Source organism: Streptomyces sp. NPDC057854 (assembly GCF_042797055.1).
Taxonomy (GTDB): Bacteria; Actinomycetota; Actinomycetes; order Streptomycetales; family Streptomycetaceae; genus Streptomyces.
This window is the reverse complement of the sequence record NZ_JBHVMF010000003.1, coordinates 151,238-178,053: the sequence shown is the minus strand read 5'-3', so window position 1 is coordinate 178,053 and position 26,816 is coordinate 151,238. Positions and strand designations below refer to the sequence as shown.

Genomic DNA, 26,816 nt, shown 5'->3' with positions numbered 1-26,816 from the left:
TGCGAGGGGCCCGCGCCAGCGGGCCGCCGCACGGGGGCGGCGGCCGTGTCCGGGGCCGTCACGAACCCGCCACGCTACCCCCAGGGGGTATACCTCGGGCGGGTGTGCGACCCGTACGATGAGCCGCCCGCGAGGGGAGGGGATGCACGTGCGCCGGCTGGGAGAGCTGGAGGCGGAGATCATGGACCGGCTGTGGGCCTGGCAGCGGCCCGCCACCGTCCGCGAGATCGTCGACGACATCAACCGCGACCGCCGGGTCGCCTACACCACCGTCATGACCGTGGCCGACATCCTGCACCGCAAGGGCTGGCTCCGCCGCGAGAAGGCGGGCCGCGCCTGGCTGTACGAACCCGTCCGGGGCCGCGAGGAGTACACCGCCGGCCTCATGCGCGACGCCCTCGGCGACAGCCCCGACCGCCCCGCCGCCCTCCTCCGCTTCGTCGAGGCCATCTCCGACGAGGACGTGGAAGCCCTCGACGCGGCCCTCCGCGCCGCCCGCGGCGAGGGCCCCGGCGGCCCCGCCCGGGACGGCTCGGCACCGGGCGCGGACCGCCGCGGAGGGGGCGCGTGAACCACCACGCCCTCGTCCCCCTCGGCCTCGCGCTGCTCTCCGGGCTCGCCGTCCCCTGGCTGCTCGTCCGGGCCCGGTGGGCCCAGCAGGCCCCCCGGCTCGCCCTCACCGTCTGGGCCGCCTGCGGCACCGTCTTCATGGTCGCGACCGCCCTGCTGGCCGCACAGCTGCTGCTGCCGAACGACTCCAGCCACCGCCTCACCGACATGGTGCTCACCCTCCGGCCCCCCGCCCCCGGCGACCTGCTCGCGCTGCGCGGGCGGGAGGCCGCCGCACTGGCGGCGGCCTCCGCCGTCCTCGCCGTGCCGCTCGCCGCGCTCGCCCGCGGCCTGCTCCGGGCCCGCCGCGCCCGCCGGGCGCACGGGGACGTGCTGCGCCTGATCGGCCGCTACGACCCCGAGCTGCGCGCCACCGTCCTCGACCACGCCCGGCCCGCCGTCTACTGCCTGCCCGGCCGGATCCGCCGGGTCGTCGTCTCCTCCGGCGCCGTCGACACCCTCACGCCCGCGCAGCTCGCCGCCGCCCTCGCGCACGAGCGGGCGCACATCGCCGGCCGGCACCACCTGCTCGTCGCCGCCGCCGAGGCGTTCGGCACCGTGTTCCGGCGGCTGCCGCTCGCCCGGCACGGCGCGACGGCGGTCCCGCTGCTGCTGGAGATGACCGCCGACGACCGGGCGCTGCGCCGCTGCACCCGCGACGCGCTCGCCACCGCGCTCTACGCCCTCGCCGCCGGCCGCGCGCCGCGCGCCGCGTTCGCCGCGGGCGGTCCTTCGGCGGCGCTCCGGATGCGCCGGATCCTCACCCCGCACAGCGCCGGACACCCCGTGCTGCGCGGGCTGCTGACGATCGGCGCGGCGGCTCTCGCGATGGCTCCGCTCGTCGTCGCCTGTTGTTCCTTTCCCGCCTGATGTCCGGACCAACTCCCGTATTTACTAAGTGAATTCGTAGATTTCGCATCGGTCACGCGAACGGGAATCCGTCGCTATTGTGGGTATGTTGGCACTCCGGCTCACCACGGCGCTCGGCACGGCGAAGGGTACAGATCCAATGCAGCTCGCTGGCGTCCGTACGGCAGCGGCCGGCGACGCGACTCCGATATCCCGGCTGCTCGCCGACGCGATCCGGAGCAGCTATGCCGGAATGCTGGAGGAAATCCCGCTGCGCCGGCTGATCTCCACCCAATGCGCGCTGCCGCGGATACGCGCGGAAATCGAAATTCCGGGAGGCGCGCCCGGCTGGCTCGGCTGGCTGGTCGCGGAGAACCCGGAGGGCCGGCTGGTCGGCGCCGCCGCCTGCGGGGTGCCGGTGCCGGGCGAGGGCGAGCTGTACGCGCTGGCGGTCGAGGAGTCCGCGCGCCGCCGCGGCGTCGGTACGGCCCTGCTCGCGGCGGCCACCGACCGCGTCCGCGGCTACGCGGCGCGCGAGCAGCGCGTCCAGCTGCCGGTCCCGGCGGACCCGGCGCTCCCCTTCTACCGGAAGCGGGGCTTCGCGGAGATCGGCCCGACCCGCTGGGGCCGCGCGGTCTGAACCGCCGTCCGCCCTGGTGCGCCCCCCGAGGGGGCGTGGCGGATGCACGCCATCGCGTGTTCACGCAGCCCGATCCGGTGGATCGGGGGGTGCGGCGCAGGTCAGGATGGGTGCAGCGGCGGGGACCCGGCGGCACGGGCGCCTCGTCCGGACGGCATGGACCGAGCGAGCCCCTGGAGGAGCGATGCACACCCCGAGCGGCACTTCCCTGCCCGCCGTGCCCGCAGCGCTCGCGCCGGTCCTGCCGTCCCGATACGACCGGGAGCGGGCCCCCTCCCCGGCGGCGGGGGTGCGGATCGCCGCCGACGCGCTGCCCGGCCTGGAGTCCGTCGCCGCGATGGACGAGGGGTCGGTGTGGCTGCACGACGCGCTGCTCGGCCCGCACAGCGCGGACATCGTCCGGTACCTGGGCCTCGCCCGCTCCACCGGCGGACCCGTCCTGGACCTCGGCTCCGGCGCGGGACGGCTCGCCGTCCCGTTCGCCCGGCACGGCTTCGCCGTGGAGGCCGTGGACCGGGACGCCTCCGCACTGGAGCGCCTCGACGCCTGGGCCCGCCGGATCGGCCCGCAGGTGGCCGGTCTGGTGGTGACGCACCGGGCGGACCTCACCCGGCTGCGGCTGCGCGGGAGTTACCGGCTGGCGCTGCTGGCGGGCGCGATGGTGTCGGCGGTCCCGCCGGCCCGCCGGCCGGGGCTGCTGCGGGAGGTCGCGGACCACCTGGAGGCGGGCGGGGCGCTGGCCCTGGACTACACGGCGCACCGGTGGCCGGGTCTGGTCGCGGAGCCGCGCCGGACCTGGGCGTTCCAGGTGCCGCGGTTCGACGGGATCGACGAGTGGGTGGTGGCGCGGCAGGACTTCGACCTGGGGGCGATGAGCGAGCGGGTCACGTACTACGCGACGAGGACCGGGAAGCTGGCGTCGGAGCGGACGGTGCTGACCACCGACAAGTGGATCGTGGACCAGGACCGGCTGGCGGCCGAACTGCACGCGGCGGGGCTGCACATCGAGGGCCGGCGGCGGCAGCGGATCGACGACCGCACGGAGTCGGTGCTGCTGGTCTGCCGTACGGACGACTGACCGGCGGCCGCCTGTCGGGGCGGGCGGGCAAGAGGTACGATGCCCTCAAACGTTTGGGCGGACCAGATGGGCGAGAGGGCAGTCGTGGAAGAGCTGACGGGCCGCGAGGCGGTGATCCAGCGCCTGCGGGACGTGGGCCTGCGGGTCACCGGGCCGCGCCTGGAGGTCCTTTCGGTGCTCGCCGCCGGCGGCCACCTCGACGTCGAGGCGATCACCGCCACCGCCCGCGAGCGGCTGGGCACGCTCACCAGCCAGGCCGTCTACGAGATGCTGCGCCACTTCCAGGAGACCGGCCTGGTCGCGAAGTTCGACCGGCCGGGGCTCCCGGCCGTCTTCGAGATCTCGGGCCCCCGGCACCAGCACGCGCTCTGCGTGCGGTGCGGCCGGGTGGAGAATGTGGCGGCGCCCGCGCCCGCGCCGCCGCGCGGCAGCCTGCCGGGCTGGCGGACCGCCGAGACCGAGCTGGTCTTCAAGGGGCTGTGCCCCGATTGCGCGGAAGAGTCCGCCTGATCCCGCCCGGACCGCTCCGCCCCTGAACCTCGTGCGGAACGTTCGAATGTGTGGCAGGGTCTGCCGGGGCGTTTTGTCGACGGGATCCGCGCGATCCGAGGGGAGTCCGCTGCCGCCGTGTCCAAGAACGCCGCCGGAGTACGTACAGGAGGCGAGCAGGCCCTCGCCCTCTACCAGGCGCTCCGCGCCGCCCCGGGCGCCGGGCTCGCCGAAGCGGCCCGCGCGGTCCAGCTGACCGACGCCGAACGGGACCGGGCCCACGCCGAGTTGACCGGCCTCGGCCTGGTCGGACCGGAGCCGGAGGCACCCGCGGTCGTCGCGCCCGACGTGGCCCTGCTGGGGCTGCTGCGGCACGAGCGGGACCGGCTGGAGAGCCGGCTCGCCGAGACCAGCCGCGCCCACACCGCCCTGGAGACCCTGGCCGGACCGTTCCTGCGGGCCGGGACCGAACCGGGCTCCGAGGTCGAGGTGGAGATCGTCGACGACCCGGAACGGATCCGCCGCGCGCTCGCCGACCTGACGAAGACGGCCCGGAGCTCCGTCCACACCATGGCCACCGGCTCGGTCCGCCGCGAGGAGATGGCCCTGGAGCTGGACCGGGACCGGGAGCGGGTGGCCCGCGGGGTCCGCGTCCAGGCCATGTACAGCCACCGGGTCGGCCAGGTCCCCGAGATGGACCAGCACCTCGCCGCCCGCACCGCGCTCGGCACCGAGATCCGGCTCTCCCCCGTCGTCCCCATGAACATGGTGCTGGCCGACGAGTCCTTCGCGCTGCTGCCCACCGACCCGCGCGACCCCGGCTCCCCCGCGATCCTGGCCCGCGGCCCGGGCCTGGTCCGCGCCTACCGGGCGCTGTACGCGTACTGCTGGCGCGCCGCCACCCCGTACGGCGACCCGGAGGCCGGCGCGCACGGCGGCGACGGGCTGACCGAGCAGCAGCGGGCCGCGCTGCGGATGCTCGCCTCCGGCATCAAGGACGAGCAGGTGGCCCGGAACCTCGGGGTGTCGCTGCGCACGGTCAGCCGGCTCATCTCCGAGGTGATGCAGGAACTGGGCGCGGCCAGCCGCTTCGAGGCGGGCGTGAAGGCGGCCCGGCTGGGCCTGCTGGACGGCGAGAACGGTCCCGACGACCCCGGCGGGCCGGGGCACAGCGCGTAGCCTGACGGTTGGGGACGGTCGATCTCACGACGACGAGGGGGGAAGTTCGCCATGGTCACGACGGGCGGCGGCACGGTGGGCGGCGGGACCGGGCTGCTGGTGGCGCTCTATCAGGAGCTGCGCCGTCGCGGGGTGTCGAACTACACGGAGGTCGCCGCCGGGTTAGGTCTCGCGCCGGAGGAGTACGAGCGATGTCGGGCCGAACTGCTCTCGCTGGGCCTGATCGTCCCGACCACCAGCCGGCACGCCACCGCCGCCGACCTGCGCGACGAGGACTGGCGCCCCGAGGAGGACGCGGTCGCCTCGGTGGACCCGGAGATCGCGCTGCTGCGGATCCTGGACCGGGAGCGGGCCCGGCTCCGCGAACACCTCGCCGAGGCCGACCAGGCGTACGGCACCCTGGAGACGCTGGCCGGGACCTTCCTGCGGCCCGGCACCCTGGCCGGCTCCGAGATCGCCGTCGAGACGATCACCGACTACCGGCGGATCCAGCAGGCCCTGGAGGACATCGTCGACGTCACCCAGGAGGCGTCCTGCTCGATGTACCCCACCGGACCGGCCCGCCAGGTCCCCGAGCGGATCTTCGAGCGGGACGCGCGCAAGCTCGCGCAGGGCGTCCGGATCCGCGCGGTCTACCGCACCCAGGACGCGGTCCGGCCGGAGGCGGCGGCCGTCCTGAAGCGCCGCGCCGAGCTGGGCGTCGAGGTGCGGATCGCGACCGAGCTGCCCATGACGATGATCCTGGTCGACCAGCAGTACGCCATGGTGCCGCTGCACCCCGAGGAGCCCGGCCGGGGCGCGATCCTGGCCCGCGGCCCGCTGCTGGTCGGCTCCTTCCTGAGCCTGTACGAGCACTGCTGGCACACCGCCACCCCGTACGGCGACGACGTGGCGCCCGAGCGGGGCGGCGACGGCCTGTCGGAGCAGCAGCGGGCGGCGCTCCAGATGCTCGCGGACGGCATGAAGGACGAGAAGATCGCGCGGAACCTGGGGGTCTCGCTGCGCACGGTGAGCCGGATGCTCTCGGAACTCATGCAGGAATTGGGCGCGTCGACGCGATTCGAGGCCGGGGTGCGCGCGGTTCGGCTCGGCTGGCTGGACTGAATTCCCCGGCCGGCGCCGCATGATTCGCGGGCACGGGAAAGCCCCGTGATCGTGGCAGGCCGATCACGGGGCTTTCGGGAATCGCGGCCGGATGTGCCGCGCTCCGGTTTTCCGGGGGTTCGCCTTTCCGCCGGTTCAGTTCACCGGCGGGGCGGGGGTGGCGGTGGCCGTGGTGTGCGGCCAGTCGACGGTGACGCCGGCGTGCTGGACCGGGGTTTCCGGGGTGCCGCCGGGGGTGACCGCGTAGACCGCGGCGCCGGCGACGGCGAGACAGGCGGTGAGGGCGACCAGGAACTGGCGGACGGTCTTCTGCATTCCGGAGTTCTGCTCGACGGACATGATTCCTCCAGGAGTCGTCAGGGCGAATGTGCTGATTCCCGTTCCCGGGGGCCCGTGCCGCCGGGCCTCCCTGAGAACAACTCCATTCTGGCGAGGCGCCGTTGGCGGATCCAGAGTTCTCCGATGCGTGGACCTGCCATGGCGTGAGTGCGTCAATCGGCCTTCACCGCAACGGAATTGGCTGGTCCGTAGCGCTCCTAACCTTTGGTCGAACCAAAAGAGATGCTAGACTCGTGCTACGGCCTTCTCGTTCCTCCAGGAGAGAGGGGCCGCCGGGGCAGGGGCGTGCCGCCGCCCTTGCCCCACCCGTGCCACCGGCGCGTCACCCCGTCCCGGCCCGGCGAGCGCCGACTCGTACACCTCCACCGTCCGCGCCGCGGCCCCCCGCCAGCTCATCCCCCGCGCGTGCCCGGCCGCCGCCACGCCCATCGTCGCCCGCGCCCGCGGGTTCGCCGCCAGCCACAGCAGCCGGCGGGCGTACTCCACCGGATCGTGACCCCGGACGAGCAGCCCCGTCACCCCCTCCCACACCGCCGTCGGCAGCCCGCCCACCGCCGCCGCCAGCACCGGCGTCCCGCACGCCTGCGCCTCCGCCGCCACCAGCCCGAACGACTCGCTCCGCGACGGCACCACCAGCACGTCCGCCGCCCGGAACCACTCCGCGAGCCGCGCCTGCGGCACCGGCGGACACGGCCGCAGCACATCCGTCACGCCCAACTCCGCCGCCAGCCGCGCCACCGCGCCCTGCTCCCCCGCCCCCGAGTGCCCGCCGATCACCGGCACCAGCAGCCGCTCCCGCAGCCCCGGCGCCATCCGCAGCAGCTCGGCCACCGCCCGCACCAGCACGTCCGGCCCCTTCAGCGGCTGGATCCGGCCCGCGTACAGCGGCACGAACGCGTCCGCCGGGAGGCCGAGCCGCGCCCGCGCCGCCGCCCGCCCCGCGTCCGGCCCCGGCCCGGGCGCGAAGGTCCGCAGGTCCACGCCCGGGCGGACCACCTCGGTGCGGTCCGGGTCCGCCTCGTACAGGCTCCGCAGCGCCTCGGCCTCGTCCGCCGTGTTGGCGATCAGCCGGTCGGCCTCCGCCGCCAGCCGCCGCTCGCCGAGGATCCGGGCGGGCGGCTCGGGTGCGTCGCCGGCGGCCAGATGCGCGTTCTTCACCAGGGCCAGGGTGTGCGCGGTGTGCACCAGCGGGGTGCCCCAGCCGAAGGCGGCGATGCCGCCCGCCTGCCCGGAGAGCCAGTAGTGCGAGTGGACCAGGTCGTACCGGCCGGGCTCGCGCAGCAGGCCCAGCGCGAAGGGCAGCACCAGGTCCGGCACCGCCTCCTTCGCCACCGGCCGGCGCGGGCCCGCCACCACGTGCCGGACCCGCACCCCGGGCGCCAGGTCCGCGGACCGGGGCTCGCCGGCGTCCTGGCAGCGGGTGAACAGGTCCACCTCCACGCCCTGTCCGGCGAGTGCCCGGGAGAGTTCGACCATGTAGACGTTCATGCCGCCGGCGTCCCCCGTTCCGGGCTGGTGGAGCGGGGAGGTGTGGACGCTGAGCATGGCGACGCGCAGGGACACGAAGGGCTCCTCAGGTGGGGGAGCCGCGCGCCCCCGCGCGTGTCGCGCCGGGACCACGCGGCGGGGGTGAAGGACGGTTTCCTGTATCGGACTTCTTAGTGGCTTAGAAGTACGGGTGGGGGTGCGGGGCTCAGAAGCCGAAGACCGGGCCCGACGGCGGGGCGAGCCGGGTGCCCGGCAGCGGCGGGATCAGCGCGTGCCAGTCCACCGCCCGCCCCGGCTCCACCCGCAGCGCCGCCGCCAGCCGGTCCGCGCCCTCCGGCATCACCGGCCGTGCCCACGCCGTCAGCGCCGACGCCACCGCCAGCTGCGCGGCCAGCGCGGGCAGGTGGCGGCAGGCGGTGACGGGACGGCAGCGCTCGTGCGCGTTGACGTACCCGAAGTCGGCCGCCGAGCGGACCATCTCGTCGAGGACGGCGACCGCCCGCCGCGGGTCGAAGGCGTCGGGGCCGTACGCCTCGCGCAGGTCGTCCACCGCCCGGTGCAGCCGCCGCTCCAGCACCTCCCAGCCGGTGCCGCCGGGCAGGGCCTGCGGGGCGCGCCCGTCGCACTCCTCGCGGACCGCCGCGAAGAGCCGGGACAGCCAGCTGTTCCAGTTGTCGTCCAGCTCGCGCCGGGCGGTGGCCAGCAGCTCCCGCCGGAAGACGGTGCGGCGGCCCAGCGGGCGGGCCTGGAGGACGTGCCGGCGCAGCGTGTCGGAGCCGTACTCGGTGAGCAGGTCCAGCGCCCACGCGTTGCCCTCCCGCACCCCCTCCTCGATCACGAACGACTCGTTGACGTTGAAGTCCTGCGGCAGTTTCACGCCCTGCGCGAGCAGCAGCACCGGCAGCAGCACCGCGTGGCAGAAGGAGTGCCCGAAGCCGCAGAAGTGGATGGCGCGGGCCGGCAGCGGCCCCTCGGCGTCGTGCCCGAACAGGTGCATGGCCGCGACCTCGAAGCAGCCGTCGATCCGGTGGTCCGGGAAGCCCTCCACGGGCACCTCCAGGCCCCACTCGGCCGGGTGCCCGACCGCGATGTCCGGCAGCCCGTCCTCCACCAGCGACTCGCACAGCGCCGCCAGCCTCGGCGGCAGCCCGGCCGCCGCCCAGTACTCGGCCAGCGTCTCCCGGAACGGCTCCAGCGGGATGTACAGCCGGCGGCAGCGGCGGGCCGTCGCCGCGGTGCCGCAGAGCGCGCAGCGCGCCCCGATGAGGTCGCCGCCGTCGTTGGGCCGGGCGCACTCGTGGCACATCCCGCCGTCGCTGGCCGCGCCGCAGTGCGGGCAGGAGCCGGTGGCGTGCGCCCCGTACAGCCAGCGGTCGCACGGCTCGCAGTACGGCAGCAGGCGGGTGCGCGGGGCGATGACGCCGTCCGCGTACAGGCGGGCGAACAGCTCCCGCACCCAGCGGGCGTACCCCTTGTCGCGGCGCGGGCGGACGATGTGGTCGAAGGCGACGCCGGAGCGCAGCCAGTCGGCGGTGATCGCGGCCCGGTAGCCCTCCGCGACCTCCTCCGGCTTGCGGCCGAGCCGCAGCGCCCGGACCTCGACGGAGCTCGCGTGGTCGGCGGTGCCGGTGGTGAAGCGGACCGGCTCGCCCTCGGCCCGCAGGTATCTGGTCAGGACGTCGGCGGCCACGTACGGCCCCGCGAGGTGGCCGATGTGCAGCTCGCCGTGGGTGGCGGGCGGGGTCGCGGTGATCCAGACGGGGGTGCTCACGGAAGCCTCCTGAGCGTCGGCGCGAAAGGGGTGATTCAGCGGGGCTCGAAGTGGAAGGAGCGGATGAAGCAGTCGCGGGGCTGCTCGACGGCGTAGACGATGCACTCGAAGAGCGCCTGGGTGGTGAGCTTGTCGTCGGCGGCGGCGCCGCTCGGGTCTGTGCCGTCCCACTCGGCGAAGCGCGGGTCGGCGGTCGAGAAGTCCGGCGGGAAGAGGGAGAAGACCCGCACGCCGGAGGGGCGCAGCCGGCGGGCCAGGATGTCCGCGAAGCCGGCCTGCGCGCTCTTCGCCGCCCAGAACGCCTCGTGCGCGCCGCCGGCGGCGGTCGCGGAGGCGCCCTCGGCGTCCCGCACGGCCACCATGTTGACGATGTCGGGCCGCAGCGAGCCGCGCAGCAGCGGCAGGAAGTGCTTGACCATGAGGACCGTGCCGCCGGCCGTGGACTCGATGGTCTCCACGATCTCGGCGTCGCTGGTGGCCTCCAGGTCCATGGCGTCGAGCCAGCGGGCGCCGTTGTTCACCAACAGGTCGACGCGGTCGGTGTGTTCGCCGACGCGGGAGGCGAACTCGCGGATCTCGGCGGGCCGGCTGAGGTCGCAGCCGAAGGCGTGGATGCGGTCGCGGGCCGAGCCCAGCACCTCGGCGCGGGTCCGCTCCGCCGCCTCCACCGTCCGCGCCGACACGTAGACCTCGGCGCCGAGGTGGGCGAATCCGACGGCGAGCGCGCGGCCGAAGTAGCGGGACGCGCCGGTCACGACGACACGCAGATTCTCGAATTTCATGTGCGTCTGCTCTCCCCACGGATACGGCTTCCAATGGCCGGTCCTTTTCAGCGTGGCAGAGGGTGCGCGCGCCGAGGCGGGTGAACGGGCTGCGCGTTCACGCCGTTGCGTGGATGCGCCACGGCAGCGGGCAGGCGCGCAGCACGGTCGCCCGTTTGTGGTGGACGCTGACCCGGTCGGGGCGGGCGGAGACGGTGACGGTGCCGCCGGGGGTGCGGACCGGGCCCCGGACGGGCGGGACGACGGTGCCGGGCAGCGCCCCGGCGGCGGCGAGGGCCGCCGCGCCGGTCAGGGCGAGCCGCGGGTGCCAGCCGCCGACGGTGAGCGCGCGGACGGCGAGTCCGGCGGACGTGGCGTCGACGGTGGCGATCTTCGGGAGGGCGGAGTGCGGCGGGTGCCCGAGGAGCCGGGCGGCCTCGGCGCGCAGGGCGAGCAGGTGGGCGTGGCCGCGGACCCGGCGGGCCTCGACGAAGACGTAGGGGTTGCCGTACGCGACAAGGCTGGCGGGCACGCCGAGGAGGCGGTCGCGGGGGCGGCCGGTGGGGAGGGTGCCGGGGGCGTCGGGCGGGCGGAGGAAGTGCAGGGTGTACGCGCCGCCGTCCGGCTCCGGTTCGCACAGGACGGTGTCGCCGGTGGTGAGCGCGCGGACGGTCACCGGTCCGGGGCGGCCCGCGGCGACGACGCAGGCGAGCAGCGAGTGCCCGCACCCGGCGCGGAAGTCGAACCGGCCGCCGGGCAGGGCCTGGACGAAGCGGTAGCGCAGGGTGCCGTCGCGGTCCTCGCCGTAGAAGGCGATCTTCCGCCACCGGGGGTCGAGCCGGGCCAGTTCCCGGCCGAGCCCGAGGACGCCGCCGTCGCCGGGCCCCACCCGGACGACCAGGGTCGCGCCGGGCGCGTCGTGGGCCCGGACGAGGAGCCCGGAGGGCGGCGGGGGGTCAGGCCGCCGCACAGTCGGCCGGGACCCGCATCGCGCGGACCACGTCGGTCCACAGTTCGTGGACGGCGAGGGCCCACAGGGCCTGGGCGTCGGCGCGGTTGGGGCGCTCCAGCTGGCGGGCGAGGAGGCGGGCGACGCGGTCGGCGCGGAGTTTGCCGCCGAGGACGAGCCGGGCCGGGGAGAGGAGTTCGCGGACGGTGTCGAGGAGCGGGCCGCCGGGCGCGATCATCGCCTCGACGGGGAGGGTGAAGGGCTGTTTGGGGCGGCGCAGGACGGCGGCGGGGAGCAGTTCGGCGCCGGCCTCGTACAGGGCGCGTTTGCCGGTGCGGGCGGAGGCGGGCAGGGACCGGGCGTGGGTGACGACGGCCGGCTGGCAGAACGGCAGCCGGGTCTCGACGGCCCAGGCCATGGCGAGGTGGTCGACGCGCCGCAGGTGGTAGGCGGGCAGCCGCCAGCGCGTCTCCAGGGCGGTCATGGCGGTGACGCGGTCGGCGCCGACGGCTTCGGCGGAGCGGAGTTCCTGCTCGACGCGGTCGGCGGCGGAGCCGGTGTCGGCGATGTGGGCGCGGTACTGGGCGGTGTACAGGTGCTCGCGGAGGAGGCGGGGGGCGGCGGCGAGCGCGTCGGTGTAGGCGGCGGCCCAGTCGGTGCCGGGCGGTGCGGCGAGGGCCGCCGCCATCCGGTCGTAGCCGCCGAAGAGTTCGTCGGCGCCGTCGCCGGTGAGGGCGACGGTGAAGCCGCTGTGGCGGACGGCGCGGAAGAGGGCGTAGGTGGAGAGGGTGATGGGGTCGGCGTTGGGCTGGCCGAGGTGGCGGACGGTGCGAGTGAGGAGGGAGGGCAGTTCGTCGGGGTCGAGGGCGATCTCGTGGTGGACGGTGCGGGCACGGCGGGCGACGGCGCGGGCGTGGGCGGCCTCGGAGCCGGGCCAGGTGCCGCGGTAGGTGAGGTGGAAGGTGTGCAGCGGCGGCGCGTCGGTCTCGCGGGCGTGTTCGGCGGCGAGGGCGGTGACGAGGCCGGAGTCGAGGCCGCCGCTGGTGACGGCGCAGACCGGCACGTCGGCGTCGGCGAGCCGGCGGACCTCGCGGCGCAGCACGTCCTGGGTGTCGCCGACGGGGGCGGCCCGGTGGGGGCCGCGGCGGCGGACGACGGGCGCGGCGCCGGGCCGGATCAGCGCGGTGGCGCCGGGCGGGAGGACGCTGACGCCGTCGAGGGCGGTGCCGGTGGTGAAGGACGTCCGGGTGGCGAGGACGGTGTCGAGGGAGTCCTCGCGCGGGCGGAACCGGACGCCGCCGAAGGCGAGGAGCGCGGGGATCTCGGAGGCGAAGCGGGTGGAGCCGTCCTCGGGGTCGTGGTGCAGGTGGAGCGGCTTCATGCCCATGTCGTCGACGGCGAGGACGAGCTGGGTGCGGCCGGGCCGCAGGTCGAGGACGGCGACGGCGAACATGCCGTCGAGGTGTTCGGCGAAGGCGGGCCCGTACTCGGCGTAGAGGGCGGGCAGGACGGTGCCGTCGCAGCGGTCGGGGAAGCGGTGGCCGCGGGCGGCGAGGGTCCGGCGCAGTTCGGCGTGGTTGTAGATCTCGCCGTTGAGGACGGCGAGGACGCCGGGGAGGTGGGGCAGCCGGTAGGGCTGGTGTCCGCCGCGCGGGTCGGTGACGGCGAGCCGGTCGCAGCCGAGGGACCAGCCGGGGCCGCTGAGCACGCGGTGTTCGTCGGGGCCGCCGTGGCGCTGGCGCGCCGAGGCCGATGCGAGCGCGGCCGGGTCGGGGCGGTCCGCCCCGGCGGCGAGGGAGCCGAGGATCCTGCACATGCCGGTCGCCTCCGTGTCGTCGTCATCCAGGCAGGACGTTCATTGATTTGAATCTACCAATTTTTTGAATGGCGCGTAAGTGCCATGTCCTGTTCACGCCACGGGTTGGCCTTGCGACGCCCCCGGGCCCCCAACAGGCTTGAGCCATGGAGGACTTCGCGACCGACCCCCCGACCTTCCGCAGCGCGCCGGAATCACTGCTGGTGGTGGCCGCGCACCCGGACGACATCGAGTTCTGCGTCAGCGGCACCGTCATGCTGTGGATCGAGCGCGGCACCCGCGTCACGTACTGCATCGTCACCGACGGCGGCGCCGGCGGATACGACCCGATGCTCCCCCGGCAGGCGATGGCGGACCTGCGCCGCGCCGAACAGGTCCACTCGGCGAAGCTGAGCGGCGTCGCCGACGTCCGCTTCCTCGGCTACCCGGACAGCTTCGTCGAGCCCACCGTCGACCTCCGCCGCGACCTGTGCCGGGTCATCCGGCAGGTCCGGCCGCAGCGGATCATCATCCCGTCCCCCGAGATCAACTGGGCCCGGGTCGCCGACCTCCACCCCGACCACCGCGCCGTCGGCGACGCCTGCCTGCGCGCGGTCTACCCCGAGGCCCGCAACCCCTTCGCCCACCCCGCGCTCCTGCGCGACGAGGGCCTGGAACCGTGGATCGTGCACGAGCTGTGGCTCATGACCGGCCCCACCCCGAACCAGTACGTCGACGTCACGTCCGTCTTCGACCGCAAGGTCGAGGCCCTGCGCATCCACACCTCGCAGACCGCCCACTTCGACGACCTCGCGGGCCTGCTGCGCACCTGGCTGTCGGAGCACGCCACGGCGGCCGGCCTGCCGCCGGGGCGCATGGCGGAGGCGTTCCAGATCGTCCACATCGACTGACGGCTCAGACGTGGTCCGCCGACGGCAGGCCCGTCCAGCGCAGCGGCGCGGGAAGGTGGCCGGTGTCGTTGAAGAGCAGGACGGCGGCGGGGCGGCCGGGGGCGTAACGGATCACCGTCAGACCGGCGTTCGCGTGGTTGAGGCCCATCCACCGCCACGGCGGCGCGTCCATCGCCGCCCGCACCAGCCACCCGATCAGGAAGGTGTGCGTCACGACCAGTTCGTGGACGGGCTCGTCCCCGGCGACGGGCCCCGTGAAGCGCGCGACCGCCGCGGCGGCCAGCTCCGCGCCCCGCGCGACCTCCTCCGCCGGGAACCGCTCCAGGAACCCGAGCATCGCGCCGGCCGCGTCCGCCGGCAGCTCCTCCCGGGCGGGCCGGTACGGGACGTAGTCCCCGGCCTCCTCGCGGACCCCGACCGGAACGCCGTCGAGCCGCGCGCCGACCAGCCGCGCCGTCTCCGCCGCCCGGGCGAGCGGCCCGTGGTGGACGGCGGTCAGCGGAGCGCCCCGGAGCCGGTCGCCGAGCAGCGCGGCCTGGCGGCGGCCCCGCTCCGACAGCCCGGACTCGTCGGGCGTGGCCTCGGCGTGCCGGGTGAGGTAGAGGTGGCGGGTGGCCGTGCCGGTCATGGGCGGGCGCCTTCCGTTCGGGTACGTCGTGACCCCGGCGAGGACGGCGGCGGGACCGGCTCCGGTTCCCGTCCGGCGCCGCGCCCCGGGGAGGATGAGCTGCTGCAGGCCGGCGTCCCGGGCGCCGCACACGTGCGGGTCCAGCCGTACTAGGTCACCGTCCCGACGGCGAGCAGGGCGATCAGGGCGCTCGACGCCAGGCCCGTGAGGAGCCGGGCGCGGGCGCCCGTCAGGGCGCGGCCGAGGAGGGTGCCGGCGGACGCCAGCAGCAGCTGCCAGCTCGCCGAGGCCGCGAACGCCGCCGCGACGAACACGGCCGCCTCCGCCGGCCCCGTCGTGGCGTGCCCGCCGAGGACGAGGGCCGTGAAGTAGACGACCGTCACCGGGTTCAGGACGGTGATCCCGAGGAAGGTCCAGAACGCCCGGCGCGGGGCCGTCACCGGCCGCGCGTCCGGCGGGGCGCCGGCCCGGTGGGCGCGGAGCGCGGTACGGGCCGAGGCCGCCGCGAGGGCCAGCAGGACGCCCGCCGACACCCACCGCAGCGGCGCCGCCACCGGCGCGAGGAGCGGCACCAGCGCCGCCCCGCCGGCAACCGCCACCAGGGCGTACAGCCCGTCGGCCGCCGCGACGCCGAGCGCCGCGCCCGCCCCCGTACGCCACGGGCTGCGGGCCGCGACCGCCACCAGGTGCGCGCCGACGGCGCCCACCGGGATCGCGATGCCGTAGCCGGCCAGCAGGCCGGCCACCACCGCGCCGGTCACGCGACGGCGGGGATCGCGCCTCCGGTGGCCGGGCCGGTCTGCTGTCGGTGGTAGGCCGCGCCGTCCTTCGTCCGGGCGAGCAGCCCGGCGACGACCAGGTGGCGGCGGAGCGCCGGGTAGTCGTCGTGGACGGTCTTCAGCGCCTCGTTGACCTCGGCCTCGCGGTAGACGCGGCCGGGCGTGAAGAGGGTGTCGGCGAGGTGGGCGAGGAGCGCCGCCCGGCGGGCCGGGCGGCGCGGGATCGCGAGGAGGCGGCCGTCGGCGGAGAACAGCTCCGCGACGGGCCGGGGGGAGGGATGACTGCTCATGGGGGAAGGGTGGCGGCCCCGCTTCCCGCCCCGCAAAGGGTTTTCGGGCGGCCGGCCCGTTGCCACCGTTCAGCGGTAGATGAGCAGTTCCTGTTCGGTGGCGCCGGTGAGGGCGTACCGGGTGCGGACCAGCGGGCGGCCCGCGTAGATGCGGATGAGGGTCGCGGCGTCGCCGTGGAAGACGGCCGGGGGGCGTCCCTCGATCGCGTTGCCGAGGGACACCTCCTCCGGGTGGCCGGTGAGCCGGCCGACCAGGCGGGGCGTCTCCCGGCGGCGGCTGGTGACGGACAGCAGCGGCAGGGCGAGGGCCAGGGCGTCGCCGCAGTAGGCGCCGGGTTCGCCGAACGCCTCCCGCACGTCCCCGGCGTGCACCCACTCGCCGAGGGCGACGGCGTCGAGCCGCCCGTCCTCGTGCCCGGCGATCACCGGGCCCGCCTCGGTCATGCCCCGTTCCAGCTCGTCGAGGATCCGGCCGAGCGGCCAGTCCTCCCGTTCGGCGACGTCCCGGGCGTTGGCCTCCGGCAGGAAGACGCCCTCCTCCAGCCGGCCCTCCACGATCCGGACCAGCGCCGCCGCGCAGTGCGCGAGGACCTGGCGGGCGGTCCAGCCGGGGCAGGCGGTGCGGAGCTCGTACGCCTCCTCGGGGGTGCGGCGCAGCAGCGGCATCAGCAGGTCCCGTTCCGTGCGCAGGAGCCGGTCGGGGAGCCACGGGTCGCGTTCGGTACACATGCGGGGTCAGTAGCGGTAGTGGTCGGGCTTGTACGGGCCGTCGACGGGGACGCCGAGGTAGGCGGCCTGGTCGTCGCTGAGGACGGTGAGTTTGACGCCGAGGGCGTCGAGGTGGAGGCGGGCGACCTTCTCGTCCAGGTGCTTCGGGAGGGTGTACACGTCGACGGGGTACTGCTCGGGCTTGGTGAAGAGCTCGATCTGGGCGAGGGTCTGGTCGGCGAAGGAGTTCGACATCACGAAGGACGGGTGGCCGGTCGCGTTGCCGAGGTTGAGCAGCCGGCCCTCGGACAGGACGAGGACGACCTTGCCGTCGGGGAACGTCCAGGTGTGGACCTGCGGCTTGACCTCGTCCTTGACGATGCCGGGGACGGCGGCGAGGCCGGCCATGTCGATCTCGTTGTCGAAGTGGCCGATGTTGCCGACGATCGCCTGGTGCTTCATGCGGGCGATGTCGGACGCCATGATGATGTCCTTGTTGCCGGTGGTGGTGATGAAGATGTCGGCGGTCTCCACGACCTCGTCCAGGGTGGTCACCTGGTAGCCGTCCATCGCGGCCTGGAGGGCGCAGATCGGGTCGATCTCGGTGACGATGACGCGGGCGCCCTGGCCGCGCAGGGATTCGGCGCAGCCCTTGCCGACGTCGCCGTAGCCGCAGACCACGGCCGTCTTGCCACCGATGAGAACGTCGGTGGCGCGGTTGATGCCGTCGATGAGGGAGTGCCGGCAGCCGTACTTGTTGTCGAACTTCGACTTGGTCACGGCGTCGTTCACGTTGATCGCGGGGAAGAGGAGCTGTCCCGCGCGGTGCATCTCGTAGAGGCGGTGGACGCCGGTGGTGGTCTCCTCGGTGACGCCGCGGATGCCGGCGGCGAGGGCCGGCCAGTCCAGCGGGCTGTTCTCCAGCAGGGCGCGGACGACGGCCAGTTCGTCGTTGGCGGCCTCCGGCAGGACGCCGGCCTTGCGGTACTCCACACCCTTGTGGACGAGGAGGGTGGCGTCGCCGCCGTCGTCCAGGATCATGTTGGGGCCGTCGGCGCCGGGCCAGGTGAGGGCCTGCTCGGTGCACCACCAGTACTCCTCCAGGGTCTCGCCCTTCCAGGCGAAGACGGGGATGCCGGCGGCGGCGATCGCGGCGGCGGCGTGGTCCTGGGTGGAGTAGATGTTGCAGGACACCCAGCGGACCTCGGCGCCGAGCGCGACCAGCGTCTCGATGAGGACGGCCGTCTGCACGGTCATGTGCAGGGAGCCGGTGATGCGGGCGCCGGCGAGCGGCCGCTGCTCGGCGTACTCGCGGCGGATCGCCATCAGGCCGGGCATCTCGTGCTCGGCCAGGGTGATCTCCTTGCGGCCGAAGTCCGCGAGGCCGATGTCGGCGACCTTGAAGTCGGTGAAGTCAGACATGAGCGGCAACTCTCCTTGCGCTGAGGATGGTCCGGTGGATTTCCAGGGCGGCCGTCGACTTGTTGAGGGTGATGTAGTGCAGGCCCGGCGCGCCCTCGTCGAGGAGCCGCAGGCCCATCGCCGTGGCGTGCTCGACGCCGGTGCGGTACGCGGCGGCCGGGTCGTCCTTAGCCGCCTCCAGGCGGTGCGCCAGGTCCTCGGGGAAGGCGGCGTCGCTCAGTTCCGCGAAGCGGCGGATCTGGCGGACGTCGGTGGCCGGCATGATCTCCGGGATGATCGGGGTGTCGCAGCCGGCGGCGGCGACCCGGTCGCGCAGCCGCAGGTAGTCCTCCGGGTCGAAGAACATCTGCGTGATGGCGTAGTCGGCGCCCGCCCGGCACTTGGCGACGAAGTGCGCGAGGTCGGTCCGCGGGTCGTCGGACCTCGGGTGGCCTTCCGGGAAGGCGGCCACGCCGATCCTGAAGTCGCCCAGCGAGCGCACGAGTTCGACCAGTTCCCAGGCGTACGTGAAGCCCTGCGGGTGCGGCGTCCACGGCCCGCGCGGGTCGCCCGGCGGGTCGCCGCGCAGCACGAGCACGTCCCGCACCCCGGCGTCCGCGTAGGCGCCGATGATGGCCCGCAGCTCGGCGACCGAGTGCCCGACGGCCGTCAGGTGGGCGACGGGCCGCAGGGTGGTCTCGGTGACGATCCGCTTCGTGACCTCGACGGTCCGGTCGCGGGACGAGCCGCCCGCCCCGTACGTGACGGAGACGAAGTCCGGCTTCAGGGCCTCCACGCGCCGGATCGCGTCCCACAGGGTCTGCTCGCCGCGGTCGGTCCTCGGCGGGAAGAACTCGAAGGAGAAGGTGGGGTTCACAGGCGCCGGCCTCCCGCGTTGAAGTAGCTCGCCTCCGGGTGGTGGACGACGATCGCGTCGGTGGACTGCTCGGGGTGGAGCTGGAACTCCTCGGAGAGGTGCACCCCGATCCGCTCCGGCCGCAGGAGCGCGGCGATCTTGGCGCGGTCCTCCAGGTCGGGGCAGGCCGGGTAGCCGAGGGAGTAGCGGCAGCCCTGGTACTCGGTGCGCAGCATGCCGTCGAGGCCGGCCGGGTCGGCCGCGGCGATCCCCCACTCCTGGCGCACGCGCGCGTGCCAGTACTCGGCGAGGGCTTCGGCGAGCTGCACGGACAGGCCGTGGAGTTCGAGGTAGTCGCGGTAGGCGTCGGCGGCGAAGAGCCGGGCGGTCTCCTCCCCGATCCGCGAGCCGACGGTGACGACCTGGAGGGCGACGACGTCGACCTCGCCGGAGTCCTCGGCGCGGTGGAAGTCGGCGAGGCAGAGGCGGCGGCCCCGCTGCTGGCGGGGGAAGGTGAAGCGGGTCCGCTCGCCTCCGTCCTCGTCCAGGACGATCAGGTCGTCGCCCTTGGACACGCAGGGGAACCAGCCGTACACGACGGCCGCCTCCACCAGGTCCTCGCGCGCGATCCGGTCGAGGAGGGCGCGCAGCCGGGGCCGGCCCTCCGCCTCGATCGTCCCGGAGTCCTTGAGCCCCCACTGGCCCTTGAAGAGCGCCGTCTCGTCGAGCCAGGGGGCGAAGTCGGCGAGCGGGACGCCGGTGACGACCCTGGTGCCGAGGAAGGGCGGTTCGGGTACGGGGTTGTCGGCGGCCACGTCGGAGCGGCCGGCCGGTTCGGGCTCGCGCACCTCCAGGGGGGTCTCCCGCTTGGGCACCCGGCGCTGCTTGAGCGGCGGCAGGGCGGCGCCGGGGACGCCCCGCTTCACCGCCATCAGCGCGTCCATGAGCCGCAGGCCCTCGAAGGCGTCGCGGGCGTAGCGGACCTCGCCGTCGTACAGCTCGTGGAGGTCCTGTTCGACGTAGGCCCGGGTGAGGGCGGCGCCGCCGAGGATCACCGGATACCTGGCGGCGAGGCCGCGGGCGTTCAGCTCCTCCAGGTTCTCCTTCATGATCACGGTGGACTTCACGAGGAGGCCGGACATGCCGATCACGTCGGCGTTGTGTTCCTCGGCGGCTTCGAGGATCGCGGAGACGGGCTGCTTGATGCCGATGTTGACGACGTCGTAGCCGTTGTTGGACAGGATGATGTCCACGAGGTTCTTGCCGATGTCGTGGACGTCGCCGCGGACGGTGGCGAGCACGATGGTGCCCTTGCCGGCCGCGTCCGCCTTCTCCATGTGCGGCTCCAGGTGCGCCACCGCGGTCTTCATGACCTCGGCGGACTGGAGCACGAACGGCAGCTGCATCTGCCCGGACCCGAACAGCTCCCCGACCGTCTTCATGCCGTCGAGCAGCACCTCGTTGACGATCTCCAGCGCGGACCGGACCTCCAGGGCCGCGTCGAGGTCGGCCTCCAGGCCGTTCTTCTCGCCGTCGACGATCCGCCGCTTCAGCCGCTCCTCCAGCGGCAGCGCCGCCAGCTCCTCCGCCTTCCCGGCCCTGAGGGACTGGGTGGTGGCGCCCTCGAACAGCTCCAGGAGCCGCTGGAGCGGGTCGTAGCCCTCCCGCCGGCGGTCGTGGATGAGGTCGAGCGCCACCTCGACCTGCTCGGGTTCCAGCCGGGCGATCGGCAGGATCTTCGACGCGTGCACGATCGCCGAGTCCAGGCCGGCCTTCACGCACTCGTCCAGGAACACCGAGTTCAGGACGAGCCGGGCGGCCGGGTTGAGGCCGAAGGAGATGTTCGACAGACCGAGGGTCGTCTGCACGTCCGGATGCCGGCGCTTCAGCTCCCGGATGGCCTCGATCGTCGCGATGCCGTCCTTCCGGGACTCCTCCTGACCGGTGCAGATGGTGAAGGTCAGCGTGTCGATGAGGAGGTCGGAGTCGCGGAAGCCCCAGGTGCCGGTGAGGTCGGCGATCAGGCGCTCCGCGATCTCTACCTTCTTCTCCGCCGTCCGGGCCTGCCCCTCCTCGTCGATGGTCAGCGCCATCAGCGCGGCGCCGTGCTCGCGGGCCAGCGCCGCGACCTTCGCGAAGCGGGACTCCGGTCCGTCGCCGTCCTCGTAGTTCACCGAGTTGACGACCGCCCGGCCGCCCAGCTTCTCCAGGCCGGCCCGCAGCACGTCCACCTCGGTGGAGTCCAGCACGATCGGCAGGGTCGACGCCGTCGCGAACCGGCCCGCCAGCTCCTCCATGTCGGCGACGCCGTCCCGGCCCACGTAGTCCACGCACAGGTCCAGCAGGTGCGCGCCCTCGCGGATCTGGTCCCGCGCCATCTCCACGCAGTCGTCCCACCGCCCGTCCAGCATGGCCTCGCGGAACTTCTTCGACCCGTTGGCGTTCGTCCGCTCCCCGATCGCCAGGTACGCGGTGTCCTGCCGGAAGGGCACGTGGCTGTACAGCGACGCGGCGCCCGGTTCGGCGGCGGGGGCGCGGTCCAGGACGGCCGCGCCCCGCACCCGCTCCACGAGCGCCCGCAGGTGCGCGGGGGTCGTCCCGCAGCAGCCGCCGACCAGCGCGGGCCCATACGTCCGGACGAACTCCTCCTGGGCGTCCGCCAGTTCCTCCGGGCTCAGCGGGTAGTGGGCGCCGTCGGCGGTGAGGACCGGCAGGCCGGCGTTGGGCATCACGGACAGCGGCACGCGCGCGTGCCGGGCCAGATGGCGCAGGTGCTCGGCCATCTCCGCCGGGCCCGTCGCGCAGTTCAGGCCGATCATGTCGATGCCCAGCGGCTCCAGCGCCGTCAGCGCGGCGCCGATCTCCGAGCCGAGCAGCATGGTGCCGGTGGTCTCCACGGTCACCTGGACGATGACGGGGAGGTCCACGCCGGTCCAGTCGAGGGCGCGGCGGGCGCCGACGACGGCCGCCTTCGTCTGGAGCAGGTCCTGCGAGGTCTCCACGAGCAGCGCGTCGGCACCGCCGCACACCAGGCCCTCGGCGTTCTGCTGGTACGCGTCGCGCAGCGGCCCGTACCCGACGTGCCCGAGGGTCGGCAGCTTGGTGCCGGGGCCCATGGAGCCGAGGACCCAGCGCGGCCGGCCGTCGGCGGCGGTGAACGCGTCGGCGACCTCGCGGGCCACCCGGGCGCCCGCCTCCGACAGGTCGTGGACGCGGTCCTCGATGCCGTACTCGGCGAGCGCGGCCAGGTTGGCGCCGAAGGTGTTGGTCTCGACGCAGTCGACGCCCGCCGCGAAGTACTCCCGGTGGACGGCCGCGACCAGGTCGGGCCGGGTGACGTTCAGGATCTCGTTGCAGCCCTCCAGGCCGGTGAAGTCGTCCAGGGTCGGATCGGCGGCCTGGAGCATGGTGCCCATGGCGCCGTCCGCGACGACGACCCGCCGGGCGAACTCCTCCCGCAGCGAACGCCTCACGTCAGCCCCCTCAGGTGCGGCAGCAGCGCCGCCGCGCTGCCGGCGCCGTACACGGCCCGGATCCGGTCGAGCAGCGGCTCGCGGCGGAGCGCGTACTCCTGCGTGCCGACCGCGCCGAGGACGGTCGCCGCGACGGCGCAGCCCAGCCGGGCCGCGTACCGCTCGGGCACGCCCCACAGGGTCGCGGCGAGGAAACCGGCCCGGAAGCCGTCGCCGACGCCCGTCGGGTCGGCCACGGCCGGGACGGGGACGGCGGGGACGGCCAGCGGCGCGCGGCCGGCGGCCCGGATCCGCACCCCCGCCTCGCCGTGGGTGGTGACCCAGGTGGCTGCCCGGCGCAGCACCTCCGCCTCCGTCCAGCCGGTCTTCTCCAGCAGCAGGGCGGTCTCGTACTCGTTGGTGAACAGGTACCGGGCCCCGTCCACCAGCTCCCGCACCTCGGCGCCGCCGAGCCGCGCGAGCTGCTGCGACGGGTCGGCGGCGAACGGGATCCCGAGGGCGCGGCAGGCGCGGGTGTGCCGGAGCATCGCCCCGGGGTCGTCCGGGGAGACCAGGACCAGGTCCAGCCGGCCGGTGCGGGCGGCGACCTCGCGGAGGTCGATCGCGCGCGCCTCGGCCATCGCCCCCGCGTAGAAGGTGGCGATCTGGTTCTGGTCCCGGTCGGTGGTACAGACGAACCGGGCGGTGTGCAGGGTCTCGCTGACCCGCACCGCGTCGGTGTCGACGCCGTGGTCCTTCAGCCACACCCGGTACGGCTCGAAGTCGGCGCCGACCGCGCCCACGAGGACGGGCCGCAGCCCGAGCACGCCCAGGCCGAAGGCGATGTTCGCTGCCACGCCGCCGCGCCTGACCTCCAGGTTGTCGGCGAGGAACGACAGGGAGACCCGGTCGAGCCGGTCGGCGAGCAGCTGCTCGCCGAACAGTCCGGGAAAGGTCATCAGATGGTCGGTCGCGATGGAGCCCGTGACAGCGATCCGCATGACGTCAGACCCCCGCCGCCTGCTTCAGCGCGTCCACGCGGTCGGTGCGCTCCCAGGTGAAGTCGGGCAGCTCGCGGCCGAAGTGGCCGTACGCGGCGGTCGCCGCGTACACCGGGCGCTTGAGGTCCAGGTCGCGGATGATCGCGGCCGGGCGCAGGTCGAAGACCTCGGTGACGGCCCGCTGGATGCGGTCGACGGGGACGGTCCCGGTGCCGAAGGTCTCGACGAAGAGGCCGACGGGCTCGGCCTTGCCGATGGCGTACGCGACCTGCACCTCGCAGCGGCGGGCGAGGCCGGCGGCGACGACGTTCTTGGCGACCCAGCGCATGGCGTACGCCGCCGAGCGGTCCACCTTCGACGGGTCCTTGCCGGAGAACGCGCCGCCGCCGTGGCGGGCCATGCCGCCGTACGTGTCGATGATGATCTTCCGGCCGGTGAGGCCGGCGTCGCCCATCGGGCCGCCGACCTCGAAGCGGCCGGTCGGGTTGACCAGCAGCCGGTAGCCGTCGGACTCCAGGCTGACGCCCTCCTCGACGAGCTCCTTGAGGACGTGCTCGACGACGTGCTCGCGGACGTCGGGCGCGAGCAGGCCCTCGACGGAGATGTCGGCGGCGTGCTGCGAGGAGACGACGACGGTGTCGAGGCGGACCGGGCGGTCGCCGTCGTACTCGATGGTGACCTGCGTCTTCCCGTCGGGCCGCAGGTACGGCACGGTGCCGTCCTTGCGGACCTCGGTGAGGCGGCGGGAGAGCCGGTGCGCGAGGGCGATGGGCAGCGGCATCAGCTCGGCGGTGTCGTCGCAGGCGTAGCCGAACATCAGGCCCTGGTCGCCGGCGCCCTGGGCGGCGAGCTCGTCGTCCTCGCCGTCCACCCGGGACTCGTAGGCGGTGTCGACGCCCTGCGCGATGTCCGGGGACTGGGCGCCGATGGAGACGGAGACGCCGCAGGAGGCGCCGTCGAAGCCCTTGGCGGAGGAGTCGTAGCCGATGTCCAGGATGGCGTCCCGGACGAGCTGGGCGATCGGCGCGTAGGCGGTGGTGGTGACCTCGCCGGCGATGTGGACCTGGCCGGTGGTGATCAGCGTCTCGACGGCGACGCGGGCCTGCGGGTCCTGGGCGAGCAGCGCGTCCAGGATCGTGTCGCTGATCCGGTCGGCGATCTTGTCGGGGTGTCCCTCGGTGACGGACTCCGAGGTGAAGAGGCGGCCGGTCACGCCTGCACCTCCACCGGGGCGGGGAAGAAGTGCCGTTCGATGGCGGCGAGGGTGCGGATGGCGTCGACCTCCAGGGTCTCCATCTGGATGGAGACGCCGCTCTCCTGCTCCAGCAGGAAGACGAACTCCACGAAGGAGAGCGAGTCGATCAGCCGGTTCTCGATGAGGTCGAGGTCGGGGGCGATGTCCTGGCGCTCCGGGTGGCGGTCCAGGATCCAGTTCTTGACCTGCTGCAGGCCGTCGGCCATGGGGGTTCACTCCTCAACTCGGTTGCGCGGGTGGGGTGGGGGCGATGATCGGGGCGGCGACCGCCACCGCGTAGTCCACGTCGTGGCTGATGGACACGGTGATCTCGGCGATGCCGGATCCGGCGGCCATCTCGGCTGCGGCGCCGTGGAGTTCGACGAGCGGCCAGCCGCCGTCGGAACGCCGCACCACGATGTCCGGCCAGGGCAGGAACCTGCCCCGGACCCGTAAGGTCTTGAAGGCCGCTTCCTTGGCCGCGATCCGTCCGCACAGGCTCAGCACGTCGAGCCCGGTGGAGGTGCGGCAGTCGGCGAGTTCGCCGGGCGTGAGCATCCGCTCGAAGAAGCGCTCCCCGTACTGTGCGAGGAGCCGGCGGACACGGTTGACGGACACGATGTCCATGCCGAGGTTCGCCCAGCCCAGGCCGCCCGCCGGCGGGGCGACGGGACGGGCCGGCACGTCAGATCACCGGCCCGGCCGCGTCCAGGACCGCCCGGGTGGCCGCCTCCCAGCCGCCGTGGCGGCGGGTCAGCGCGGACAGCCAGCGTTCCAGGCCGAAGGCGACGCAGCTGGTGAAGGCCGGGCCTCCGGTCGAGGCGAGCGTGATGTCACAGCGCTCGCCGAAGAAGTTCCGGTGCGTGTTGACGGAGGCGATCGCCAGGTCCTCGTACAGGAACTCGTACTTCACCGGGGTGAGGCGCTGGAGCAGCGCCTTGGAGCCGCCCTTGTCGAAGAAGGGGTCGCAGGCGGCCTCCTTGCGCAGGCTCAGCCCGACGGCCTCGGCGAAGGCGTCGACGCGGGCGGTAAAGGCGGTCAGGTGGTCCTCGGCGTGCTCGCGGGTGCCGAGGGCGACGACCTCCCGCATCCGGAAGCCGAGCTGCCGGCGCATCCCCTCGTAGTGGGTCTCCTTGCGGAAGCACCACGAGCAGACCGTGACGAGGGTGTCGTCGGCGACCTGCCTGCCGCGGTGGTCCAGGTAGACGGCGTAGCAGGAGGCGGACGGCAGGCCGAGTCCGGCGGGTTCGAGGGCGGCGGCCGGCCAGTGGCCGCGGTCGCCGTCGAAGGGGGTGGTGAGCCGCTTCTCCAGGTCGAGGGGGGCGGCGAGGACGGCCTGGTGGGGGAAGTTGTCGTAGTAGTCGAGCCGGGCCAGGTCGGCGGCGGGCAGCAGCGGGGGCATCGTCACCGGGCGGGCGCCCGCGGACACGCCCCAGCGCTCGAAGGTGTCGTCGAGGAGCCGCAGCAGGCGGGTCCCCTCCGGTCCCAGGGACGGCAGGCCCCTGGTCGCCCCGGGGGTCTCGGGGATGGTGGCGGTCATGGTCGGTTCACCTCTCGGGTGGGTTCGCGCGCAGGACCGGTCCTCTACAGGACGGGCAGGGTGTCGTCGGAGAAGATCCCGGTCCTCAGGAAGAAGGCGAGCGGCTTGCGGATCGCCTTGCGCTCGTGGGCGCGGCGGGCCGGGTCGGCGATCAGGGCGTTGCGCATGCCCAGCGGGTCGGCGATGCCGGCGTCCTTGTACACGTGCGGGTTGTAGAGGGAGTTGACGCTGTAGACGACGTACCGCTTGAGGTACGCCTCCACCTCCCGGACGCGGCCGGCGGGCACGGCCTCGCACATGCGCTGGTACAGCAGGGAGACGAGCTCGCGGCCGAAGGCGATGTGCCGGGACTCGTCCTGGTGGTGGATGCGGTTGACCTCGCGGATGGTGTGGCAGAGGGAGTCGTCCTTCGCCATCCGGGAGTTGTAGTGGTCGACCAGCTCCTCGAAGAAGAGGATGCGGGTGAAGACGAGGAAGTTCTCGACCTCGGGCTCCCAGGCGGCGTCGGCGCGCATGGCGGTGGAGCCGTAGATCTTGTTCCCGTAGCGGCGGCAGAACTCGGAGAAGAACCACATGTGTTCGTTCTCCTCGCCGATGAAGTGGTGGAAGAAGTCGGAGGGGACCTCGAATCCGGGCATGTGGATGCGGCCGACGACCTCGATGAGGAGTTCGCGGATGCCGTGCACGTTGAGGCTGTAGAAGTTGACCGACTCCCACTTGGAGAGGCGCTGAAGCGTTTCCTCGCCGAGGCGTTCCTCGTGCTCGGTGCCGTGGACGGTGAGCAGCTCCGGCGTCATCCAGAAACGGTTCTCCTCCAGGGTCTCGGGCCACTCGAAGGTCTGGTACGGGTTGTAGTAGTCCTCGACGGAGCGCTCGCTGAGGCGGTTCAGGACCTCCAGGAAGCGGTCGTTGACGGGGAGGGGGGCGGCGACGCCCATGGTTCTGGCTCCTTCGTGTCTGCGGCG

27 protein-coding genes are annotated in these 26,816 nt (G+C 74.1%); 8 read left to right on the top strand and 19 right to left on the bottom strand.

The annotated features are described in order from the left end of the window. The first annotated feature begins 148 nt into the window (after positions 1 to 148). From ACFVQZ_RS07055 to ACFVQZ_RS07025, 7 genes are all read left to right on the top strand, one after another. Complete coding sequence (locus tag ACFVQZ_RS07055; RefSeq protein WP_051788496.1) at positions 149 to 571, top strand: BlaI/MecI/CopY family transcriptional regulator; 423 nt, start codon at positions 149 to 151, stop codon at positions 569 to 571. Next, on the top strand, positions 568 to 1,479 hold the full coding sequence (locus ACFVQZ_RS07050) for a M56 family metallopeptidase (protein ID WP_030498434.1): 912 nt from the start codon (positions 568 to 570) through the stop codon (positions 1,477 to 1,479). The genes ACFVQZ_RS07055 and ACFVQZ_RS07050 overlap by 4 nt, the downstream gene beginning before the upstream one ends. A 139-nt stretch (positions 1,480 to 1,618) precedes the next feature. Continuing rightward, a complete protein-coding gene (locus ACFVQZ_RS07045; RefSeq protein WP_030498435.1) occupies positions 1,619 to 2,098 on the top strand; it encodes a GNAT family N-acetyltransferase in 480 nt (159 codons plus the stop codon). 184 nt (positions 2,099 to 2,282) lie between these two features. Beyond that, entirely contained in the window at positions 2,283 to 3,176 is an 894-nt protein-coding gene (locus ACFVQZ_RS07040; protein WP_051788488.1) for a class I SAM-dependent methyltransferase, read from the top strand. An 84-nt stretch (positions 3,177 to 3,260) separates the two neighbouring features. Next, complete coding sequence (locus ACFVQZ_RS07035) at positions 3,261 to 3,686, top strand: Fur family transcriptional regulator (RefSeq protein WP_051788489.1); 426 nt, start codon at positions 3,261 to 3,263, stop codon at positions 3,684 to 3,686. Between the two features lie 117 nt (positions 3,687 to 3,803). Continuing rightward, entirely contained in the window at positions 3,804 to 4,844 is a 1,041-nt protein-coding gene (locus tag ACFVQZ_RS07030; protein ID WP_383620245.1) for a LuxR C-terminal-related transcriptional regulator, read from the top strand. Between the two features lie 51 nt (positions 4,845 to 4,895). Further along, positions 4,896 to 5,948, top strand: a complete 1,053-nt coding sequence (locus ACFVQZ_RS07025; RefSeq protein WP_030498439.1) for a LuxR C-terminal-related transcriptional regulator — start codon at positions 4,896 to 4,898, stop codon at positions 5,946 to 5,948. A gap of 135 nt (positions 5,949 to 6,083) precedes the next feature. Here ACFVQZ_RS07025 and ACFVQZ_RS07020 read toward each other — a convergent pair whose 3' ends face one another. The 6 genes from ACFVQZ_RS07020 to asnB all read right to left on the bottom strand — a co-directional run bounded on the left by ACFVQZ_RS07020 (position 6,084) and on the right by asnB (position 13,072). Next, the gene (locus ACFVQZ_RS07020) at positions 6,084 to 6,287 is read right to left on the bottom strand and encodes a hypothetical protein (RefSeq protein WP_030498440.1); all 204 of its coding nucleotides are present in this window, start codon (positions 6,285 to 6,287) and stop codon (positions 6,084 to 6,086) included. A 225-nt stretch (positions 6,288 to 6,512) separates the two neighbouring features. After that, the gene (mshA, locus tag ACFVQZ_RS07015; protein ID WP_383620455.1) at positions 6,513 to 7,832 is read right to left on the bottom strand and encodes a D-inositol-3-phosphate glycosyltransferase; all 1,320 of its coding nucleotides are present in this window, start codon (positions 7,830 to 7,832) and stop codon (positions 6,513 to 6,515) included. A gap of 148 nt (positions 7,833 to 7,980) precedes the next feature. Then, a complete protein-coding gene (locus tag ACFVQZ_RS07010) occupies positions 7,981 to 9,546 on the bottom strand; it encodes a class I tRNA ligase family protein (protein ID WP_030498442.1) in 1,566 nt (521 codons plus the stop codon). 35 nt (positions 9,547 to 9,581) lie between these two features. Further along, on the bottom strand, positions 9,582 to 10,328 hold the full coding sequence (locus ACFVQZ_RS07005; RefSeq protein WP_030498443.1) for an SDR family oxidoreductase: 747 nt from the start codon (positions 10,326 to 10,328) through the stop codon (positions 9,582 to 9,584). A gap of 97 nt (positions 10,329 to 10,425) precedes the next feature. Beyond that, the gene (locus ACFVQZ_RS07000) at positions 10,426 to 11,277 is read right to left on the bottom strand and encodes a hypothetical protein (RefSeq protein WP_051788491.1); all 852 of its coding nucleotides are present in this window, start codon (positions 11,275 to 11,277) and stop codon (positions 10,426 to 10,428) included. Next, entirely contained in the window at positions 11,264 to 13,072 is a 1,809-nt protein-coding gene (asnB, locus tag ACFVQZ_RS06995) for an asparagine synthase (glutamine-hydrolyzing) (RefSeq protein WP_383620241.1), read from the bottom strand. The genes ACFVQZ_RS07000 and asnB overlap by 14 nt, the downstream gene beginning before the upstream one ends. Before the next feature lie 146 nt (positions 13,073 to 13,218). On the opposite strand from asnB, the gene ACFVQZ_RS06990 reads away from it, so the two are divergent. Next, a complete protein-coding gene (locus ACFVQZ_RS06990) occupies positions 13,219 to 13,962 on the top strand; it encodes a PIG-L deacetylase family protein (RefSeq protein ID WP_030498446.1) in 744 nt (247 codons plus the stop codon). 4 nt (positions 13,963 to 13,966) lie between these two features. Here the strand turns inward: ACFVQZ_RS06990 and ACFVQZ_RS06985 are convergent, their stop codons facing one another. The 13 genes from ACFVQZ_RS06985 to ACFVQZ_RS06925 all read right to left on the bottom strand — a co-directional run bounded on the left by ACFVQZ_RS06985 (position 13,967) and on the right by ACFVQZ_RS06925 (position 26,789). Further along, entirely contained in the window at positions 13,967 to 14,590 is a 624-nt protein-coding gene (locus tag ACFVQZ_RS06985; protein WP_383620238.1) for a histidine phosphatase family protein, read from the bottom strand. A gap of 149 nt (positions 14,591 to 14,739) precedes the next feature. Then, positions 14,740 to 15,351, bottom strand: coding sequence for a LysE family transporter (locus ACFVQZ_RS06980; RefSeq protein WP_383620236.1), 612 nt, complete (start codon positions 15,349 to 15,351; stop codon positions 14,740 to 14,742). Continuing rightward, positions 15,348 to 15,659 (bottom strand): DUF2087 domain-containing protein, encoded by a 312-nt coding sequence (locus ACFVQZ_RS06975; RefSeq protein ID WP_383620233.1) that lies wholly within the window; start codon positions 15,657 to 15,659, stop codon positions 15,348 to 15,350. Before ACFVQZ_RS06975 ends, ACFVQZ_RS06980 begins: the two co-directional genes overlap by 4 nt. 69 nt (positions 15,660 to 15,728) lie before the next feature. Continuing rightward, the gene (locus ACFVQZ_RS06970) at positions 15,729 to 16,388 is read right to left on the bottom strand and encodes a maleylpyruvate isomerase family mycothiol-dependent enzyme (protein WP_030498450.1); all 660 of its coding nucleotides are present in this window, start codon (positions 16,386 to 16,388) and stop codon (positions 15,729 to 15,731) included. A gap of 6 nt (positions 16,389 to 16,394) precedes the next feature. Next, positions 16,395 to 17,789: an adenosylhomocysteinase gene (gene ahcY / locus ACFVQZ_RS06965; RefSeq protein WP_383620230.1), complete on the bottom strand. Its 1,395-nt coding sequence runs from the start codon at positions 17,787 to 17,789 to the stop codon at positions 16,395 to 16,397. Then, positions 17,782 to 18,645, bottom strand: a complete 864-nt coding sequence (gene metF / locus ACFVQZ_RS06960) for a methylenetetrahydrofolate reductase [NAD(P)H] (RefSeq protein WP_383620227.1) — start codon at positions 18,643 to 18,645, stop codon at positions 17,782 to 17,784. Before metF ends, ahcY begins: the two co-directional genes overlap by 8 nt. Further along, entirely contained in the window at positions 18,642 to 22,097 is a 3,456-nt protein-coding gene (gene metH / locus ACFVQZ_RS06955; RefSeq protein WP_383620225.1) for a methionine synthase, read from the bottom strand. Before metH ends, metF begins: the two co-directional genes overlap by 4 nt. After that, entirely contained in the window at positions 22,094 to 23,077 is a 984-nt protein-coding gene (locus ACFVQZ_RS06950) for a carbohydrate kinase family protein (protein ID WP_383620222.1), read from the bottom strand. Before ACFVQZ_RS06950 ends, metH begins: the two co-directional genes overlap by 4 nt. A 4-nt stretch (positions 23,078 to 23,081) precedes the next feature. After that, positions 23,082 to 24,290: a methionine adenosyltransferase gene (metK, locus tag ACFVQZ_RS06945; protein WP_030498454.1), complete on the bottom strand. Its 1,209-nt coding sequence runs from the start codon at positions 24,288 to 24,290 to the stop codon at positions 23,082 to 23,084. Further along, positions 24,287 to 24,538 (bottom strand): acyl carrier protein, encoded by a 252-nt coding sequence (locus ACFVQZ_RS06940; RefSeq protein WP_030498455.1) that lies wholly within the window; start codon positions 24,536 to 24,538, stop codon positions 24,287 to 24,289. The genes metK and ACFVQZ_RS06940 overlap by 4 nt, the downstream gene beginning before the upstream one ends. 13 nt (positions 24,539 to 24,551) lie before the next feature. Continuing rightward, entirely contained in the window at positions 24,552 to 24,995 is a 444-nt protein-coding gene (gene acpS, locus ACFVQZ_RS06935; RefSeq protein WP_051788492.1) for a holo-ACP synthase, read from the bottom strand. Position 24,996: 1 nt separating this feature from the next. Further along, positions 24,997 to 25,851: a hypothetical protein gene (locus tag ACFVQZ_RS06930; protein ID WP_030498457.1), complete on the bottom strand. Its 855-nt coding sequence runs from the start codon at positions 25,849 to 25,851 to the stop codon at positions 24,997 to 24,999. Positions 25,852 to 25,895: 44 nt separating this feature from the next. Next, positions 25,896 to 26,789: a diiron oxygenase gene (locus ACFVQZ_RS06925; protein WP_383620218.1), complete on the bottom strand. Its 894-nt coding sequence runs from the start codon at positions 26,787 to 26,789 to the stop codon at positions 25,896 to 25,898. Positions 26,790 to 26,816 lie beyond the last annotated feature (27 nt).